Here is a 16,225-nt window from a genome sequence, read left to right on the forward strand (position 1 = left end):
GGTGTTATCGTATCTGAGTCCGTAAGCCTCAGGGGATGTGTCCGGTGTTATTGCGCTAGGTCAGTAAGCCCAAAGGATGAGTGTGATTCGGCGGTAACGGACCCAGTAGCCCCTAAACGTTGCATTTATCGACTTTTGGTGTGCTATCGGACCCCATAGTCGCTATTGGCATGAAAATCGCCCGATTAGAGCCACTTTTGATGAGATAGCTGCACTGGAGTCCGAAAATGTGCCCAAAAGGCGGTAATTGAGCCAATAACGCCTCCTGAGTCCGTAAGCGTCTGAGGATGCACTCGGTGTTATCGTGTCTGAGTCCGTAAGTTCCAAGGGATGACTGGGATGCGGCGCTAACGGACCCAGTAGCCCCTAAACGTTGCATTTATCGACTTTTGGTGTGCTATCGGACCCCATAGTCGCTATTGGCATGAAAACCGCCCGTTTAGAGCCAATTTTGATGAAATAGCTGCACTGGAGTCCGAAAATGTGCCCAAAAGGCGATAAACGAGCAAATAACGCATCCTGAGTCCGTAAGCGCCTGAGGGTTTACTCGGTGTTATCGTGTCTGAGTCCGTAAGCGTCTGAGGATGCACTCGGTTGTTATCGTGTCTGAGTCCGTAAGCGTCTGAGGATGCGTTGGGTGTTATCGTGGCCGAGTCCGTAAGCGTCTGAGGATGCACTCGGTGTTATCGTGGCCGAGTCTGTAGGCCTCAGGGGATGTGTTCGGTGTTATCGTGCTAGGTCAGTAAGCCCAAAGGATGAGTGTGACTCGGCGGCAACGGACCCAGGAGCCCCTAAACGTTGCATTTATCGACTTTTGGCGTGCTATCGGACTCCATAGTCGCTATTGGCATAAAAATCGCCCGAACAGAGCCACTTTGAATGAAATAGCTGCACTGGAGTCCGAAAATGTGCCCAAAAGGCGGTAATTGAGCCAATAACGCCTCCTGAGTCCGTAAGCGTCTGAGGATGTATGCGGTGTTGCGTGCCTGAGCCGAAAGTGTCTGAGGATGTATGCAGTGAGTCGCTATTGGCATGACCCCAAGGGCTGATTTAGTGACTTACCTGCGGAACCCAGCCTATGGAGCAGTCTCATTTTCTTTCTTGTTGATCCCTTTTCAGTATAATTTTGGCGGATAGGATTTGGAGAGACGGGGGATAATTTCTAGGAAACCTAATTCTGACAGGAGTGACTACTGTGGAGGAACGGCCAGCAGGTGGGAACAGCAATACGTCTCAAAAAAACACAAAATCTGAGCAGACTCTGAGTACGTCACTGGATGAAATGATGACTTTGTTTCGAGACATATTCAAGAACGATGGAACGCTTAGAATCAGAGTGTTTAGCAACATGTTTAGTGATAGTCTTCGCTTTGGATTAGTCTATGTTGACGGAATGGTTGACAAACATATGATCCAAGAGGGGATTATCAAGCCCGTCATGGCATTTGATTTTACCGAAAAGGATTGTGGCAATAAAGCCGAGCTGATGGAGAACATCCGGACTCAGGTCATTAGTATTAGCGATGTGGTTGCCTCTGAGAATTTTGATGAAATGATCTATGCGATTATAGCTGGCAAGACCTTACTGTTGATGGACGGTTATGCCGGTGTTCTGAACATTGGTGCACAGGGTTGGGAGACGAAAGCTCTTGCGGAACCGGTGACCGAAAAAAGTGTCAAAGGTCCAAGGGAGGGATTTACGGAATCACTGTTAGTAAATCTCACTCTTATTCGGCGCAGGGTACAAGATTCCGAGTTGAAATTTGTTTTTAGTTCACTGGGAACACGGTCCAAAACACCGATATGTATCTGTTACATGGAGGGGTTAGCATCACCGGCTATTCTCAAAGAATTACAGAATCGAATTGAACAGATTGACATAGATCTTATTCTAGATACGGCATCTCTGGCGGAATTAATTAGAGACGAGCCCTATTCGCCCTTTGAAATGACAGGAAGTACAGAGCGCCCGGATGCCGTAGTCAGTAACATGATGGAGGGCAGAGTTGCCGTGCTCATTGAAGGCAGCCCGTTTGCAATGACTGTCCCCTATGTATTTGTAGAGAATTTTCAAGCCAGCTCTGACTATTACATTAACTTTTATTTTGGTTCCTTCAATCGAATGTTGAGAGTTTTTGGAGCTTTTTTGTCGATCAGTATACCTGCTCTTTACGTAGCTTTAGTTACCTATAGCCAGGAAATGATCCCAACCATGTTGTTGCTCAGTATTTCTACAGCAAGAGTAGCAGTCCCTTTTCCTACAATAGTAGAAGCGTTATTCATGTTAACTATATTTGAAATATTAAGAGAGGCGGGTGAGCGGATACCTACCTATATAGGACAGGCTATCAGTATCGTAGGCGCTCTCGTGTTAGGACAAGCAGCAGTGGAGGCTAGAATAGTTAGTGCTCCAATGATTATTGTAGTCGGTTTAACAGGAATCATGACGCTACTTAACCCTAGGTTGACCGGTCCTTTAATTATCGTAAGAACATTGCTGCTGGGTGCGAGTTTTTTTCTAGGGATATACGGTTATTTTCTTGGAATGCTTGGTTTAGTAGTTCATTTGATGAGTCTGCGTAGTTTTGGGGTTCCATACATGCTTGGAGTAGGCTCAATCCGTCCTCAGGACATTAAAGATACAGCGATCAGGGCGCCGTGGTGGCATATGTATCTGCGTCCGGCGTTAATTGGGGCACGAAATATGAGGAGAAAAGGTTCCAATAAAATAAGGAGAAGACCATGAGCAAGCTGAAAAGGATACTTCTGATTGTTACATCCATGATGCTTCTGATCTGCAATACAGGCTGCTGGAACTACTTTGAAATTGACGATATGTCGATTGTTGCCGGGGTCGCGATTGATAAGGGGAAAAAAGACGGTCAGTTATTGGTGACAACAGAGATTGTAGATACGAAGGAAGGAATGAAATCAAGTCAGGCTGGCTTCAAAATGATCACGCTCGCGGGTGAGACCATGTTTGATATTGTGAGGGGAATGATCTCGATTACTGGAAAAAAGTTATTTTGGAGCCATTCTAAGGCGATTATCCTTAGTGAGGAGATTGCAAGGGAGGGAGTCACCAAAGTAATAGATTGGTACAACAGGGATACGGAAACCCGATCGGATGTGTATATTTTTGTCGCTAAAGAGAAGTCGGCTCAAGAAATCATAAGTCTCAGCAGTTCGACTGAGAGTATTATGTCCTATGCACTTGCACAGCAGATGAGGACTGAGAAAAATGTAAGTACAGCGCCGGTTGTGGAAATTTGGGACTTCATAGATAAGCTCGAGGCTTCTGGTGAATATGCCATCGCTCCATTAATTTATGTTCATGAACAAAATAAGACGAAGAATGCACGAGTTAGCGGAACAGCTATTTTCAGGATGGATAAAATGATCGGTATGATCAGTGGCGAAGAAACGAAATACATGTTGTTTGCCAACAATCAAATCCAGGGAGGTGTGTTAATCGTAAAGGATGAAAGTGGAGAACCTGCCTTTTCCCTCGAAATTTTATCCAATCGTACAAAAATAAAACCTGTATGGATAAACGGTAAGCTCCAAATAAAGCTTAATACACTGACACACGCAGGACTGGACGAGGTCAAATCTTCGGGGGAATTCAATAATCTGGACAGCAAGAAGACTATAGAAAGGTGGGCTGAAAAAGAACTGGAGGAGCAGATTCTCTCCGTTATTCATAAGGTTCAGAAGGATTACCATGCAGATATTTTTGGATTTGGAGAGCTTCTTCATGAGAAAATGCCACGGACCTGGGAGAAAATCGAGAAAAACTGGGGGAAGGAATTTTCCAACGTAGAGATAGTAGTGAATTCCAAGGTGATTATCGAGAGCAGTGCACAAACGTCAAGGTCTATCAAGATTCATCAAAAATAGGTGATAAAATTGGTTGTTGTGGTCATATTTATCTATGCGGTAATTGTTTTGAGTGATCCTTATGGTCTATGGAAACAGGGGATGAAGCGGGATTTTTATGTTTCTTCCGCACTATGTCTGGTATCATTCTGTATTGCTTTTGCATTGGCAATGAGATGGTCACTCCCTAGTCCTTCACCATACCTAGAACACTGGATTAAGATGCTATTTTAGGGGACAAGCCTAAGGGAGAATAGAGTATGAACAAAGAGATCGTATCAACAGGGCATGCTATTAGTATTGCTGTCTTGTTTATTATGGGGACTTCAATATTTATGGGTGTGCCGGGAGAATCCGGTAACAGTAACTGGATCGCCGTATTATTAGCCATGGTACTGGTGGTCCCACTGCTGCTGATATATGCCAGACTACACATCTTATTACCAGGCAAGGATCTATTTGATATGTTGATTACCGTGTTTGGAGGCGTCTTGGGTCGAATCATTTCTTGTCTCTATATTTGGTATACCTTTCATCTAGGGACACTAATTCTTAGGGTTTTTGGAGAATTCAGTAGATCCGTTACTTTAACCGAAACACCAATGATAGCACCTATGGCATGTCTTGGACTGTTGTGTATATGGATAGTTAAGGCTGGGATTGAAGTGCTGGGGAGAAGTTCTAAGCTTCTATTACTGTTCGCAATATTTGTTAATCTAGTCATTGTCACCTTAGCTTTTTCCAAAATGGAATATCATCACCTACTTCCGCTGTTGGATAAAGGCTGGAAGCCATTATTTAACGATACGCTGGGCACATTTTCTTTTCCATTTGCAGAGGTTGTAGTCTTTCTGGGGGTATTCGGTAATTTATCGAAGAAGAGCTCAGCGAAGAAGGTATTATTTGGTGGCGTAGCGATTGCTGGGGCAATTATTATTATGGCTACACTACGGAACCTATTGATGCTGGGTCCTGAGGTCTTGTCTAGTTTATATTTTCCGGCTTATGTGTCTGCAGGGCGTATTAATGTAGGAGATTTTTTGACCCGAATTGAAGCGTCATCGGCAGTGGCTTTTGTAATCACAACATTTATAAAAGGAAGTTTATGCCTTTACGTATCTTGCATTGGAGTAGCTAAAGTATTCAAGCTCAAGAGTTACCGCTCCGTTGTGCTTCAGATGGGACTACTCATGATCTATTTTGCGGATTTTGTGTACAAGGATATTATGGAAATGTACTATTTCTCTTACCATATTTATAAAATATACGCCTTTCCTTTCCAGGTGATTATTCCGTTGATATTATGGATTTGCGCTGAAATTGTTGTGAGCCGAGGTAAAAATAAACAGATAGCGCCGCAGTCGCAGCAATAGCTCTAAATAGGAGGATACAGGTGTCTCGTGAGCCATAAAAGGTGGCTGTTGGGATGCTTGTGTCCTTTTTGTTATGAGTAATTAGGTGAAATCCCACATTCGGAATCTTAGCGGAGCGCATAGTTGTTATTGATTAGCGTCCTCTGAGTCCGTAAGTTTCAGGAGAGGGCGATGATGCTATAATGATAGATACATAGAATAGAGGTTACTTTTTTTGAGAACAGGGGAGCTGATCCATCATTGAATACATATATTCTTATATATGATAGCTTTGTGCAGTTTGAGGTTACATTGGCAGCTTATTTTATGAAAACAAAGGGTGAGGTTTATACCTTAAGTTTGGAAGATAAGGCGTTAATCTCCTGCGAGGGTTTTTCTGTGAATCCATCCGTATTGGTTGAAAATGTGGACGTTAGCACCATAGATTTATTGATTATCCCTGGTGGGGAAACAGATAATTTAATAGGGCAGGAGGCTCTATTAGATTTAATCAGAAGCCTGAATCGAGCAGGCAAAGTCATCGCGGGCATTTGCGGTGGGGTATCCATTCTTAAGGCTGCCGGAGTACTGGATGGTAAGGTTTATGTGGACAATGAATCCGGCGTATCTAACGTCGTTGTCGATGGAACAATCATTACCGCTAAGCCGAATGGATATGTAGATTTTGCGCTTGAAATTGGGCGAGTAATGAGTATCTATAAAGATGAGGCAGATTTGCAAGAAACGATAGATTTCTTTAAACATTTTAAATCCGTCTAAGGAGTAGAAGAGGGGAAACATGTATGAACGTTAGCAATATCATTATGTCCTCTTATTGGGGTAGAGAGGTTAAACATAAATATATCACCCAAGGTTCCAAAGCGCTGGCTGTTATTTTTCCGGGTAAAAATTATTCAGCTGATCGCTCTCTGCTGGATTATGCGGCTAAAGCTGCCCGGGAGCATAATTGTGATGTTCTGCTTTTAGAATATGGTTACCAGAGTGCTAGGGTGGATTTCAAGCGTGAAGAAATGAGTATTATCATTGAGGAATGTAAAGCCGTGATTGCTTCTCTGCCGGATTATAAGAGGTTTCTTTTTATAAGTAAAAGCATGGGAGCTGTTATTGCAGGTAGAATAGCTGAAGAGCTAGAAATACAGAAGAAGACGTCTCATCTATATATCACCCCGTTGCCTGAGGCGGTGCCGCTGATTCAGCGGAGTCGGGGGACTGTAATTTATGGTGGCAGTGACCCCTTATTTGGTGAAGAGCATTCGGGTGAAATTAGTGGGCTGAATCATTTGAAGGTGTATAGAATCGATGATGCCAATCATTCGCTGGAGGTAGGCAGTGTCAACGAGTCACTAGCAATACTGCTGGTCATCATTAATTTCTATCATGAATTTTTCCGGGATGCTTTAAATTAATAACTTTAGGAGATGATGAGTGTGATTTTGGAAGCTGCGATGCTGCAAGTGAAGCCTGGTTTGACTACTGAATTTGAGCAAAGCTTCAAGGAGGCATCAAGCTTAATCTCCTCGATAGAAGGTTATATGGGCCATGAATTACAACATTGCTTGGAGGATGATCATAAGTATCTGTTGCTGGTGAAGTGGAGAACGCTTGAAGACCACACTGTTGAATTTAGAGAATCCAGCCAATATCAGGAATGGAAAGCACTCCTTCACCATTACTACGACCCATTTCCGGTAGTTGAGCATTTTACCCGCATTAATCTGGACTAAATGGAGGATGCCGAATGAAGGCAAAGCTTGTTGGGGAAGGCAGAACAGCGGAGATCTGGCAGCATGACGATCAGAGGATTCTTAAATTGTACCGGGAGGATATAGCAGAGCAACATGTCAGCCGGGAATATAAAATCAGCCAGTTTGTACATGCGCGGGGTGTTCGGACCCCCCAGCCTTTTGAGCTTATTTCTGAACAGAATCGACAAGGTATCGTTTTTCAACAAATTCAGGGTCCCTCTTTACTAAAGGTGATGGGTGAGAAGCCTTGGAAAGTTACCCAATATGCCAGGCTGATGGCGGGGCTTCATTGTGATTTGCATAAGCTTGAAACTACAGAGAAAATCGGCCAGCAAAAGGATATGCTGAAAAGTCAGATCATGGTTGCCCCTATGCTGAGCGAAGAGGAAAAATCCGTCATTTTAAAGTATCTGGAGAAGCTGCCGGAAGGTACTCGTTTATGTCATGGGGATTTTCATCCCGACAATGTGCTTATGGATGAACAGCTCTGGGTGATCGACTGGATGACGGGTGTAGTGGGAGAACCTGCTGGAGATGCTGCGCGTTCCGTAGTGATGTTCAGTTTGGGAGCTATGCCTCCGGGAGCTTCGGCCTTCTCCAAATTAATGTTAGGTTTTATAAGAAAAAGATTAACTAAGGGATACATTCAAGAGTATCTCAGATTATCAGGACACACTTATGAGGACGTAGACCGCTGGATTTTGCCGATCGCTGCCGCACGTCTGGTGGAGGGGCTTTCGCCTCCAGAGAAGGAGCTGCTGGTAAAAGAAGTTCGTAAACGTCTACACACCTTAGCCGCAGAGGTAAGCTGATCATGGCACAAAAACGGAGGCGTATTCTATGACTACCTATATAGCGCTGCTGCGTGGAATTAACGTGGGCGGGAACAAAATTATTAAAATGTTGGACCTGAAGGCGATGTTTCAAGCGCTTGGATTTGCAAATGTACGAACGTATATTCAGAGCGGAAATGTCGTGTTTGAGAGTGATGAAGGTTCGGTGAGCCTGCTTAGCGGAGTCATTGAACGTCAGATTCATGAGGTTTTTGGATTCGAGGTCTCTGTTATTATCCGTACTTTAGCAGAAATGGAGAATGTGATCGCTAACGATCCCTTTCAGCTGTCCGAGCCAGAGGAATTCAAAAGATGGTATGTTACTTTTTTACCAGCCGAGCCTTCAGCGGAAGCATTGGATAAACTGCGCACTTATGAGAAGGGACCGGATAAAGTGCGTTTTGTCGGCAGAGAGATGTATATATTATATGAGGTCAGTGTGAGCCAATCGTCGCTTTTTAAAGTCCCTTTTGACAAAATACTCGGGATGCCCATTACCGCACGCAACTGGAACACGGTGAATAAGCTTGTTGCCATAGGCAAGATGGAATAACATAGTTTGGATTGAACAGGGTACCGAAAGGCTCCACATTGTGGGGTCTTTTTTGCGTGCCGGCAGCCTCATTTATTCAGCAAACATTCAGCTTGCACTCATTGAGAGTTAAGGTATGGATGAAATAATACACCTACGGAAAGCTTGGGCCGGAGTTACAGAACTGCCGGCATATAGAATGATCAAGGGATAGGAGTGAAATGGAGATGAGTTTTGCTAGAAAAATAAGCTCGGATCTTATACTGTGGCTCATTTTAATACTCGCTGCTTTTTTGTACGGTTATGGAGTTTGGAATGACCACTATGTGAATACATACTACACCACTGCCGTGGGAAGTATGCTGCAAAACTTTCATAATTTCTTCTTCGCTTCACTCGACTCTGCAGGTTCAGTCACGGTGGATAAACCACCAGTCACCTTTTGGATTCAGACTCTTAGCGCACTCATTTTCGGGCTGCATGGCTGGAGTGTGATTTTACCTCAGGCGCTTGGGGGCGTGGGCTCCGTGTTGCTCGTATACCTTCTGGTAAAACCTACCTTTGGTAAAGCAGCAGCACGTTTAGCAGCGCTGGCCATGGCAACAACTCCAGTAGCGGCGGCTGTTAGCCGGACGAATAACATTGATGCTCTGTTAGTATTCACGTTACTGTTGGCGGTTTGGTTTTTATTTAAAGGAACGAAGAGTAATAAGCTGGGCAGTCTCCTTGCCGCATTTGCTTTAATCGGTGTTGGGTTTAATGAGAAGATGCTGCAGGCTTATATGGTTTTGCCGGCATTTTATCTCTTTTATGTCTTGGCTGCGAAAGTGAACTGGAAGCGAAAAACTGGAGTATTAGCGGCCTCGACAGCTATATTACTCGTGGTCTCGTTATCCTGGGCAGTGATAGTGGATTCGATTCCCGCTAGTAAACGACCTTATATCGGCAGCAGCGGTACTAACTCCGTGCTCAATCTTGCCTTTGGTTATAATGGTGTCGCCCGATTGACGGGTGATCGGGGGACAGGTGGTGGCGGAGGTGGAATGCCTTCAATGAATGGTGGTGAGATGCCGAACATGAATGGCGAGATGCCAGCTATGAACGGTGAAAGACCCGCTATGAACGGGGCAGATGCTGAAAATGGTACGGATAGCGGACGTGGAGCATTTTCGGGTCGGCAAGGTATAAATTCAACCTCAGACAGTCAAAATGGCGCCGATGATGGAGGTTCTCCAGGGCAACCACCCGGCGGTGGAACAGATAATCAAAACCGGCAATTTGGTGGTGAAGGTGGGGGCCAAGGTCAACGCGGCGGCATGAATGGCGGCGGTGGAGGAATGTTCAATACTGGAACCGCAGGTCCACTGCGCCTGTTCCAATCAGAGCTGTCAGGTCAGGCAAGCTGGCTGCTGCCTTTTGTATTGTTTGGTTGTATTGGATTATTCGCTAATCTGCGGAGAAGGAACTTTACGCAAGGGCATAAAGAAGCTCTATTCTGGTTAGCATGGCTGGTGCCAGTGATGGGATTCTTCAGTATTGCGGGATTCTTCCATCAATATTATCTGGTGATGATGGCTCCGCCGATAGCCGCGCTGGTCGGTGCAGGCTGGTCAAAGCTCTGGAGTCTGTATCGCGAGCACTCTGGTTGGCTGTCATGGCTATTGCCAGTTGCAACGCTGGTTACAGCAGCTTTTCAGTGGTACATTATTCATCCTTATGACGATACGATTGGCAGGGGCTGGTCGATTGGTATTTTGGCTGCCGGTATAGTTGTTTCTCTGGTGCTGGTCGTTCTTAAAGGCAAACAGAAGCCATTTGTTTTCTCGGCAAGTATTGTTGCTGTACTAGTATTGTTAATTGGCCCGCTCTACTGGGCAGCTACCCCAATTACTTATGGCCTGAACAGTCAAACCCCTGAAGCAGGACCAGGCAGCAGTGAGGGCAGAGGAGGAATGGGTGGCAATTCTAGCAACTTTGGACGTAATAGCGCCACAAGTGCGAATGAGAGTCTGTTGTCCTATCTGGAGGAAAATAATACTGGGGAGCCTTATCTGTTTGCCGTATTGGATTATGGCACAGCAGCTCCTTATATCGTCGATAAGGGGGCATCGGTTGTTATTCTGAACGGGTTTTCCAATTCGGACACAGTATATACCACAGATACCCTAAAGGCGTTAGTAGAGAGTGGAAAGGTGAAATACTTCCTGCTGAGCAGCGGCGGTATGGGGGGTGGACGTGGAGGGAACTCTACGCTATCTACCTGGATTACCGACAATGGTACAGAGGTTCCAGCAGCGGATTGGGCAGGAAACGATGCTGGTAACAGCGGAACGTTATACAAAGTTACAGTTAACTAGTTCAGTGTTTTAGAGTACGAAGCGTGCTAATACATTTGCAGGCACGCTTCAGCATTCAAATTAAAGGAGGAGCTGCTCATGAGCATCAACGTGCGCTATTCCATTATTATACCGATGTTTAATGAAGAGGCAGTCATTCAGGAAACGTATCGCCGTATTAAAAAAGTGATGGCAATGACGGAGGAAGTGTATGAGCTGATCTTCGTGAATGACGGCAGCACCGACAACTGTGCCCAGATGATCGAGGAATATAGCTACTGGGATGAGAGTGTGAAGCTGATCGATTTGTCACGTAACTTCGGACATCAGATCGCTATTACTGCCGGAATGGACTATGCCCTTGGGGATGCAGTTGTCATTATTGATGCTGATTTGCAAGACCCGCCTGAGCTGATCTTGGACATGATTGCGGAATGGAAGAAGGGGTATGAAGTTGTATATGCTAAACGGGTGAAGCGTAATGGTGAATCCTTATTCAAAAAGTGGACGGCCAGCCTCTTTTATAGAATTCTGCGTTATTCAACCGATATTTCTATCCCTGTGGATACGGGTGATTTTCGGCTCATAGATCGTAGGGTCTGCGAAGAGCTCAAACGTCTACCGGAGAAAAACCGTTTCGTGCGCGGACTGGTCAGCTGGGTTGGTTTCCGTCAGAAGGCGATTGAATATGAACGGGATGAACGTCTGGCGGGGGAAACTAAATATCCACTAAAACGTATGATCAAGCTCTCTTTGGACGGAATTACCTCCTTTTCCTATAAGCCGCTGAAGCTGGCAGGATATTTGGGCGCACTGCTGTCGGCTTCTGGTTTTCTGTACCTTATGTATGTTTTGTACCTGGTGATTTTTACAGAATCAGTTGTTAAGGGCTGGGCTTCGATGATTGGAATTACGCTGACCTTCAACGGATTTGTACTCATTATGCTAGGAATACTAGGTGAGTATGTCGGCCGGATTTATGACGAAACTAAGGGACGTCCGCTTTATATTGTCCAAGAGTTCTATGAAGGTAAGGAGCAGCAAAAGAACATTCGTGAGCACCCTGTGACCCATCTCCGTAAATAAACTGCAAGGGAGGGATTCATGATGAAGATTAGAAAAGCTGTCATTCCCGCCGCGGGCTTAGGCACTCGTTTCCTGCCTGCCACTAAGGCTCAGCCAAAAGAAATGCTGCCCATTGTGGATAAACCAGCGATTCAATATATCGTAGAAGAAGCCGTCCGCTCTGGTATTGAAAGTATTATCATCGTGACCGGCCGCAATAAGAAGTCGATTGAAGATCATTTTGATAAATCGGTGGAGCTGGAGCAGACGCTTTTGGAAAAAGGGAAAGAGGATCTACTTCGTGAAGTCCAGCTAATCAGTGAGCTAGCGAGCATCCATTACATTAGGCAAAAAGAGCCGCTGGGACTAGGCCATGCCATCCTTTGTGCGGAACAATTTATCGGTGATGAACCTTTTGCTGTTTTGCTTGGTGACGATATTATGGTTTCGGAGGACCCGGCGCTGCTGCAGATGATGAGATTGTATGAGCAAGAGGAGCAGACTATCGTCGGTGTGCAGCAGGTGCCACGGCAGGAGGTTAACAAATATGGGATTATAGCCTCCAGCGGCTCACTAAATGGAGTTCATGAAGTAAAAGGATTGGTAGAGAAGCCCTCGCCTGAAACAGCTCCTTCAGAATACGCCATTATGGGGCGATACATTTTGGAGCCTTCGATATTCTCAGTACTGGCTAACCTCGAACGTGGAGCGGGCGGTGAATATCAACTGACGGATGCTTTGCACGAGGTATGCCGGCAAGAAGGATTGCTGGCGCTGGATTTAATCGGCAAACGTTATGATATTGGTGATAAATTTGGTTACATTAAAGCCACGCTGGAGGTAGGTTTGATGCGGGAGGATTTGCGCCCATTATTGGTTCCGTATTTGCAGGAGCTGGCTGCTAGTCTTAAGGGAAGAGAAGAAGAAGTGGATTCCTTGCATTGGAGTATACACAGTTGAGGGAAAGGAACTGTTTCAAACGATCATAACATCGGCTTTGGCGGTGGGATGAGGTTTTGAAGCAGTTTTTTTGCGTGTGGTGTTCAAAAGACGGTGAGGGACGAGCAAATAAGTGTACTTTATACAATTAAAAGTATGGGGGGACAGCTGCAAATCGATTTAGTTGCACTTGATACATCTATATCTTCGCATTTTAGCTAGAATGCTCATTTAGTTTGTTTTTAGTTGCATAAAATACACTTAAAACAGCCGTGTGGGTGTTATTGTATGAAATAGCTGCATCAAGTGCAGTTATTTTTAAATTTCGTAACTTGGTTCTCCTGGGTGACGAAAAAATCCGAAAGACCGATTCCTAAGAATCATCCTCCGGATTTATGTTTTGAGTATAGATTAAGCTTTCAGCACATCATGATCAACGTAACGCGTACCATTTAACTCGCTAATTACATTAATAGCTACCTTCGCACCATCGCCTGCGGTAATAATGGCATGTACACTTACTCCAGCAACAGTACCAGCAGCCCAAATACCTGCGATATTCGTTTTGCCTTCAGCATCAACGGCTACTACAGTTTTGATTCTTGGCTCTGTACCATCCTTAGTCTCCACACCAGCTCTGGCAGCTAGATCTGTAAGGGCGCCTGTGGCAAGAATGACATGTTTTGCTTCATAGATAATTCCATCTTCAGTTTCAATGACAAAACCATTGCCGCTGGAGGTGAGGTTGATAGCCTGTTCGGAAACCAGCTCAGCGCCAAATTTAACGGCTTGCTTATGCCCGGTTTCTACCAGCTCAGGACCACCTACTTCGGAAATTCCATAAAAGTTCTCAAACCAACCTCTGCGGGTCATGCCCTTATCGTTGTCGATCAGCAGCGTTTTTTTGCCCGCCTTGGCGGCGAACAGGGCTGCGCTTGCACCGGCAGGACCGGCGCCAATTACGGCGATTTCGTACATGTATTTACCTCCTAAAAGTTTTGTGGAGCGATGCTCCTTAGAATGGACTACATAGCAAAACTGGCAACGAAATCATACGCTTGGTTTTGTGAAGCAAAACTCACTTCGAAAGCATACGCTTAAGTTTTGTGGAGCGACGCTCCAGTTCCTCTTAATTATAACGGTTGTTACTCTTCCTTGGCTAATCCTTCCTCGCAAGGCAGACTAACCGTAAACGTTGTGCCCTCGCCAACGGTGCTATTTACACTAATCTTGCCGTGATGTGCCTCGACAATAGATTTTGTAATGGAGAGACCCAACCCTGATCCGCCGTATTTACGTGTACGAGAGGAGTCACTGCGGTAGAATCGATCAAAGATATGTGGGATGTGCTCTCCGGGAATTCCGTAGCCATTATCCCGCACGCTTAATAGAGCCTGATTTCCTTCCGCTTGTAAAGAGAGATGAATGCTCCCTGTCGTGGCATTGGTATGCTGAACTGCATTGTGGAACAGATTCAGAATCACCTGCTTGAGCTTATAGGGATCATATTTACCACGGATGCCATAGGAGATATCAAAGGTAACTTTACGTTGATCTGCGAGCAAAAGCAGATGCGGCTTCATTTCGTGAATTACCTCGCTGAGAATCAGATCAGTCATCTGCAGTTGTGGAGCTCCATCCATTCGAGCGAGCAGTAGCAGATCCTCGACCAGCTTGTTGATCCGTTTCGATTCACCATGCATGCTCCGCAACGAGTTATATAACTGTTCTTTATTATCGGCGGCGCCCCGCAGCAAGACCTCAAGAAAACCGTGTATTGAGGTAAGCGGAGTTCTAAGCTCGTGGGAAGCATCGGCAGCGAACCTGCGCATCTGCTCCTTGGCCTCCCGTTCATTATGAAAGGATATTTCGAGACGTTCGAGCATACCATTGAATGAATGAGCAAGCTTGTCGATCTCGGCCTGTCCTTGGTCAACTGGAAACCGAATGTCCAAATTACCGGCATTAATGATCTCAGCCGATTCTCCCATATTAGATAGAGGAACTAACGTCTTTCGCAGGGCCGGCAAGTATAGGAATAATCCAGTCAATAAAGCAATCACTGACAAACCTGCGTAGATCAGCAGCTGCTGCATTATCACATCCGTCAATGGCCCCGTGCTCACACTCATTTGCAGCAGCAATCTAGTATTTCCAGGCCTATAAAGATTCATGAATATGGCTAGATGTTCAGTTCCGTCTTCAGCTTGGATGAGCTTGTAATTTCCTGTTGCCCTATCCGTGGTGTGAATCAGCAGCGCATCGTATTGCTCATTGGTCAGCCTGGGTGCTGCTATATCTGAGAGGGTTAATTGCTGTAAATCCCTGAAGGTGCCATCCGAGCTGTACATGGCGAGAGTTGTATGGGCATCAAGCAAAAGCGGACGCCGGTTCTCGCCAGTTCGCAGCCCACTTGGCATTTTATTCATGTCTTCTCTTTCCAACGGGAAATTGCTGTTAAACTCGTTGTTTGTGTCATTTATACCTGTGCTGTCCTCGTCATAGGAATTAAAAAAGTTAAAGAACATCTCACGGGGGACAGAACGTATTTGCGCTTCCATAGACTCGGCTCTATTGCTGTATATAAAATCTCGCATAAGGATATATTGTAAGACTCCAATTAGCAGCAGCAATCCTGATAGAATAAGCAGCGATGTGGCAAGCAGCTGTTTACGCAGGGAACGTGGTGCAGGCAGTCTGCGAAGCCATCTGAAGATGGGAGTGCTCATAGATCCACCCGGTAGCCTGCACCCCGCAGGGTACGGATAATACGGTGCTCCTTATCTCCGAGCTTCTCACGAAGCGAACGGATATAGACCTCAACAATATTTTCCTCACCGCCAAAATCATAGCCCCACACTTTATCAAGAATCATAGGCTTGCTGAGTACAAGGCCGTGATTGATAACGAGATACTGTAATAACTCGTATTCCGTAGGGGAGAGTTCAAGTACTTCCTCCCTGAAGCGAATTTCCTTTCGCCGACTGTCAATTCGGAAAGGACCGCAGCGGACCTCACCTAGCAGCCCCGGAAACTGATTCCGCAGCCGCGCTTGGATCCGCGCTAGTAATTCATCAAAGCTGAAGGGCTTGACCATATAGTCGTCAGCACCAATAGATAGTCCTTTTACGCGATCATCCACTTCGTCTTTTGCAGTAAGCATGATGACAGCTACCTCTGTCTCTTCTGAGCGCAGATAGTGACATACCTCGAATCCATCCATACCCGGCATCATAACATCCAGGATAGCTACATGGGGCTTGAATTCAGCTGCAATCGAAATGGCGCTTAGCCCGTCCGACGCGGTTCGTACTTCAAAACCTTCGTTAAGGAGACCCAGCTCCAGGAACTGTAATATATGAGGCTCATCATCTACGAGCAGAAGTCGAACTCCTTGTACTGCTTTCATCATAGGTTCCTCCAAATCGGTGATAGATAGCTTCATTATGCCATATCCGGTTGAATGTTTGCTGAAGACCGAATGATTCTTTTTCTAGAATAAATGAGTGAATTTCTTTCACAT

The 16,225-nt window shown here is 45.4% G+C and carries 14 protein-coding genes; 11 read left to right on the forward strand and 3 right to left on the reverse strand.

Annotated features, from left to right (window positions below; translation table 11 throughout):
• Positions 1 to 1,195: 1,195 nt before the first annotated feature.
• From MHB56_RS17300 to galU, 11 genes are all read left to right on the forward strand, one after another.
• Positions 1,196 to 2,746: a spore germination protein gene (locus MHB56_RS17300; RefSeq protein WP_341143791.1), complete on the forward strand. Its 1,551-nt coding sequence runs from the start codon at positions 1,196 to 1,198 to the stop codon at positions 2,744 to 2,746.
• Complete coding sequence (locus tag MHB56_RS17305) at positions 2,743 to 3,900, forward strand: Ger(x)C family spore germination protein (RefSeq protein WP_076220460.1); 1,158 nt, start codon at positions 2,743 to 2,745, stop codon at positions 3,898 to 3,900. The genes MHB56_RS17300 and MHB56_RS17305 overlap by 4 nt, the downstream gene beginning before the upstream one ends.
• A 239-nt stretch (positions 3,901 to 4,139) precedes the next feature.
• Positions 4,140 to 5,252 carry a GerAB/ArcD/ProY family transporter gene (locus tag MHB56_RS17310; protein WP_076303404.1) on the forward strand — a complete coding sequence of 371 codons (1,113 nt, stop codon included), beginning with the start codon at positions 4,140 to 4,142 and terminating at the stop codon, positions 5,250 to 5,252.
• A 240-nt stretch (positions 5,253 to 5,492) separates the two neighbouring features.
• Positions 5,493 to 6,011 carry a DJ-1/PfpI family protein gene (locus MHB56_RS17315; RefSeq protein WP_340397694.1) on the forward strand — a complete coding sequence of 173 codons (519 nt, stop codon included), beginning with the start codon at positions 5,493 to 5,495 and terminating at the stop codon, positions 6,009 to 6,011.
• Between the two features lie 23 nt (positions 6,012 to 6,034).
• Positions 6,035 to 6,658 carry a hypothetical protein gene (locus MHB56_RS17320; RefSeq protein WP_076138393.1) on the forward strand — a complete coding sequence of 208 codons (624 nt, stop codon included), beginning with the start codon at positions 6,035 to 6,037 and terminating at the stop codon, positions 6,656 to 6,658.
• Between the two features lie 21 nt (positions 6,659 to 6,679).
• Complete coding sequence (locus tag MHB56_RS17325; protein WP_341143792.1) at positions 6,680 to 6,976, forward strand: antibiotic biosynthesis monooxygenase family protein; 297 nt, start codon at positions 6,680 to 6,682, stop codon at positions 6,974 to 6,976.
• Positions 6,977 to 6,990: 14 nt separating this feature from the next.
• Complete coding sequence (locus MHB56_RS17330) at positions 6,991 to 7,809, forward strand: phosphotransferase family protein (RefSeq protein WP_341143793.1); 819 nt, start codon at positions 6,991 to 6,993, stop codon at positions 7,807 to 7,809.
• A 28-nt stretch (positions 7,810 to 7,837) separates the two neighbouring features.
• Positions 7,838 to 8,383, forward strand: a complete 546-nt coding sequence (locus MHB56_RS17335) for a DUF1697 domain-containing protein (RefSeq protein WP_341143794.1) — start codon at positions 7,838 to 7,840, stop codon at positions 8,381 to 8,383.
• A 206-nt stretch (positions 8,384 to 8,589) separates the two neighbouring features.
• Positions 8,590 to 10,719, forward strand: coding sequence for a glycosyltransferase family 39 protein (locus MHB56_RS17340; protein ID WP_341143795.1), 2,130 nt, complete (start codon positions 8,590 to 8,592; stop codon positions 10,717 to 10,719).
• A gap of 78 nt (positions 10,720 to 10,797) precedes the next feature.
• Complete coding sequence (locus MHB56_RS17345) at positions 10,798 to 11,784, forward strand: glycosyltransferase family 2 protein (protein WP_341143796.1); 987 nt, start codon at positions 10,798 to 10,800, stop codon at positions 11,782 to 11,784.
• 18 nt (positions 11,785 to 11,802) lie between these two features.
• Positions 11,803 to 12,723, forward strand: a complete 921-nt coding sequence (galU, locus tag MHB56_RS17350) for a UTP--glucose-1-phosphate uridylyltransferase GalU (protein ID WP_179089473.1) — start codon at positions 11,803 to 11,805, stop codon at positions 12,721 to 12,723.
• A 390-nt stretch (positions 12,724 to 13,113) separates the two neighbouring features.
• Here the strand turns inward: galU and MHB56_RS17355 are convergent, their stop codons facing one another.
• From MHB56_RS17355 to MHB56_RS17365, 3 genes are all read right to left on the reverse strand, one after another.
• Complete coding sequence (locus MHB56_RS17355; protein ID WP_341143797.1) at positions 13,114 to 13,680, reverse strand: FAD-dependent oxidoreductase; 567 nt, start codon at positions 13,678 to 13,680, stop codon at positions 13,114 to 13,116.
• A gap of 167 nt (positions 13,681 to 13,847) precedes the next feature.
• On the reverse strand, positions 13,848 to 15,431 hold the full coding sequence (locus MHB56_RS17360; RefSeq protein ID WP_076186276.1) for a sensor histidine kinase: 1,584 nt from the start codon (positions 15,429 to 15,431) through the stop codon (positions 13,848 to 13,850).
• Positions 15,428 to 16,111: a response regulator transcription factor gene (locus tag MHB56_RS17365; protein WP_038568592.1), complete on the reverse strand. Its 684-nt coding sequence runs from the start codon at positions 16,109 to 16,111 to the stop codon at positions 15,428 to 15,430. The genes MHB56_RS17360 and MHB56_RS17365 overlap by 4 nt, the downstream gene beginning before the upstream one ends.
• Between the last annotated feature and the right edge of the window lie 114 nt (positions 16,112 to 16,225).

The organism is Paenibacillus sp. FSL H8-0315, assembly GCF_038005365.1.
Taxonomy (GTDB): domain Bacteria; phylum Bacillota; class Bacilli; order Paenibacillales; family Paenibacillaceae; genus Paenibacillus_AQ; species Paenibacillus_AQ odorifer.

Excerpts from the sequence above, each read along its gene's own strand:
- MHB56_RS17365 (WP_038568592.1), bottom strand. The coding sequence starts at position 16,111 with ATGAAAGCAGTACAAGGAGTTCGACTTCTGCTCGTAGATGATGAGCCT.
- MHB56_RS17330 (WP_341143793.1), top strand. The coding sequence starts at position 6,991 with ATGAAGGCAAAGCTTGTTGGGGAAGGCAGAACAGCGGAGATCTGGCAG.
- MHB56_RS17320 (WP_076138393.1), top strand. The coding sequence starts at position 6,035 with ATGAACGTTAGCAATATCATTATGTCCTCTTATTGGGGTAGAGAGGTT.
- MHB56_RS17360 (WP_076186276.1), bottom strand. The coding sequence starts at position 15,431 with ATGAGCACTCCCATCTTCAGATGGCTTCGCAGACTGCCTGCACCACGT.
- MHB56_RS17335 (WP_341143794.1), top strand. The coding sequence starts at position 7,838 with ATGACTACCTATATAGCGCTGCTGCGTGGAATTAACGTGGGCGGGAAC.
- MHB56_RS17355 (WP_341143797.1), bottom strand. The coding sequence starts at position 13,680 with ATGTACGAAATCGCCGTAATTGGCGCCGGTCCTGCCGGTGCAAGCGCA.
- MHB56_RS17345 (WP_341143796.1), top strand. The coding sequence starts at position 10,798 with ATGAGCATCAACGTGCGCTATTCCATTATTATACCGATGTTTAATGAA.
- MHB56_RS17310 (WP_076303404.1), top strand. The coding sequence starts at position 4,140 with ATGAACAAAGAGATCGTATCAACAGGGCATGCTATTAGTATTGCTGTC.
- MHB56_RS17340 (WP_341143795.1), top strand. The coding sequence starts at position 8,590 with ATGAGTTTTGCTAGAAAAATAAGCTCGGATCTTATACTGTGGCTCATT.
- galU (WP_179089473.1), top strand. The coding sequence starts at position 11,803 with ATGATGAAGATTAGAAAAGCTGTCATTCCCGCCGCGGGCTTAGGCACT.
- MHB56_RS17305 (WP_076220460.1), top strand. The coding sequence starts at position 2,743 with ATGAGCAAGCTGAAAAGGATACTTCTGATTGTTACATCCATGATGCTT.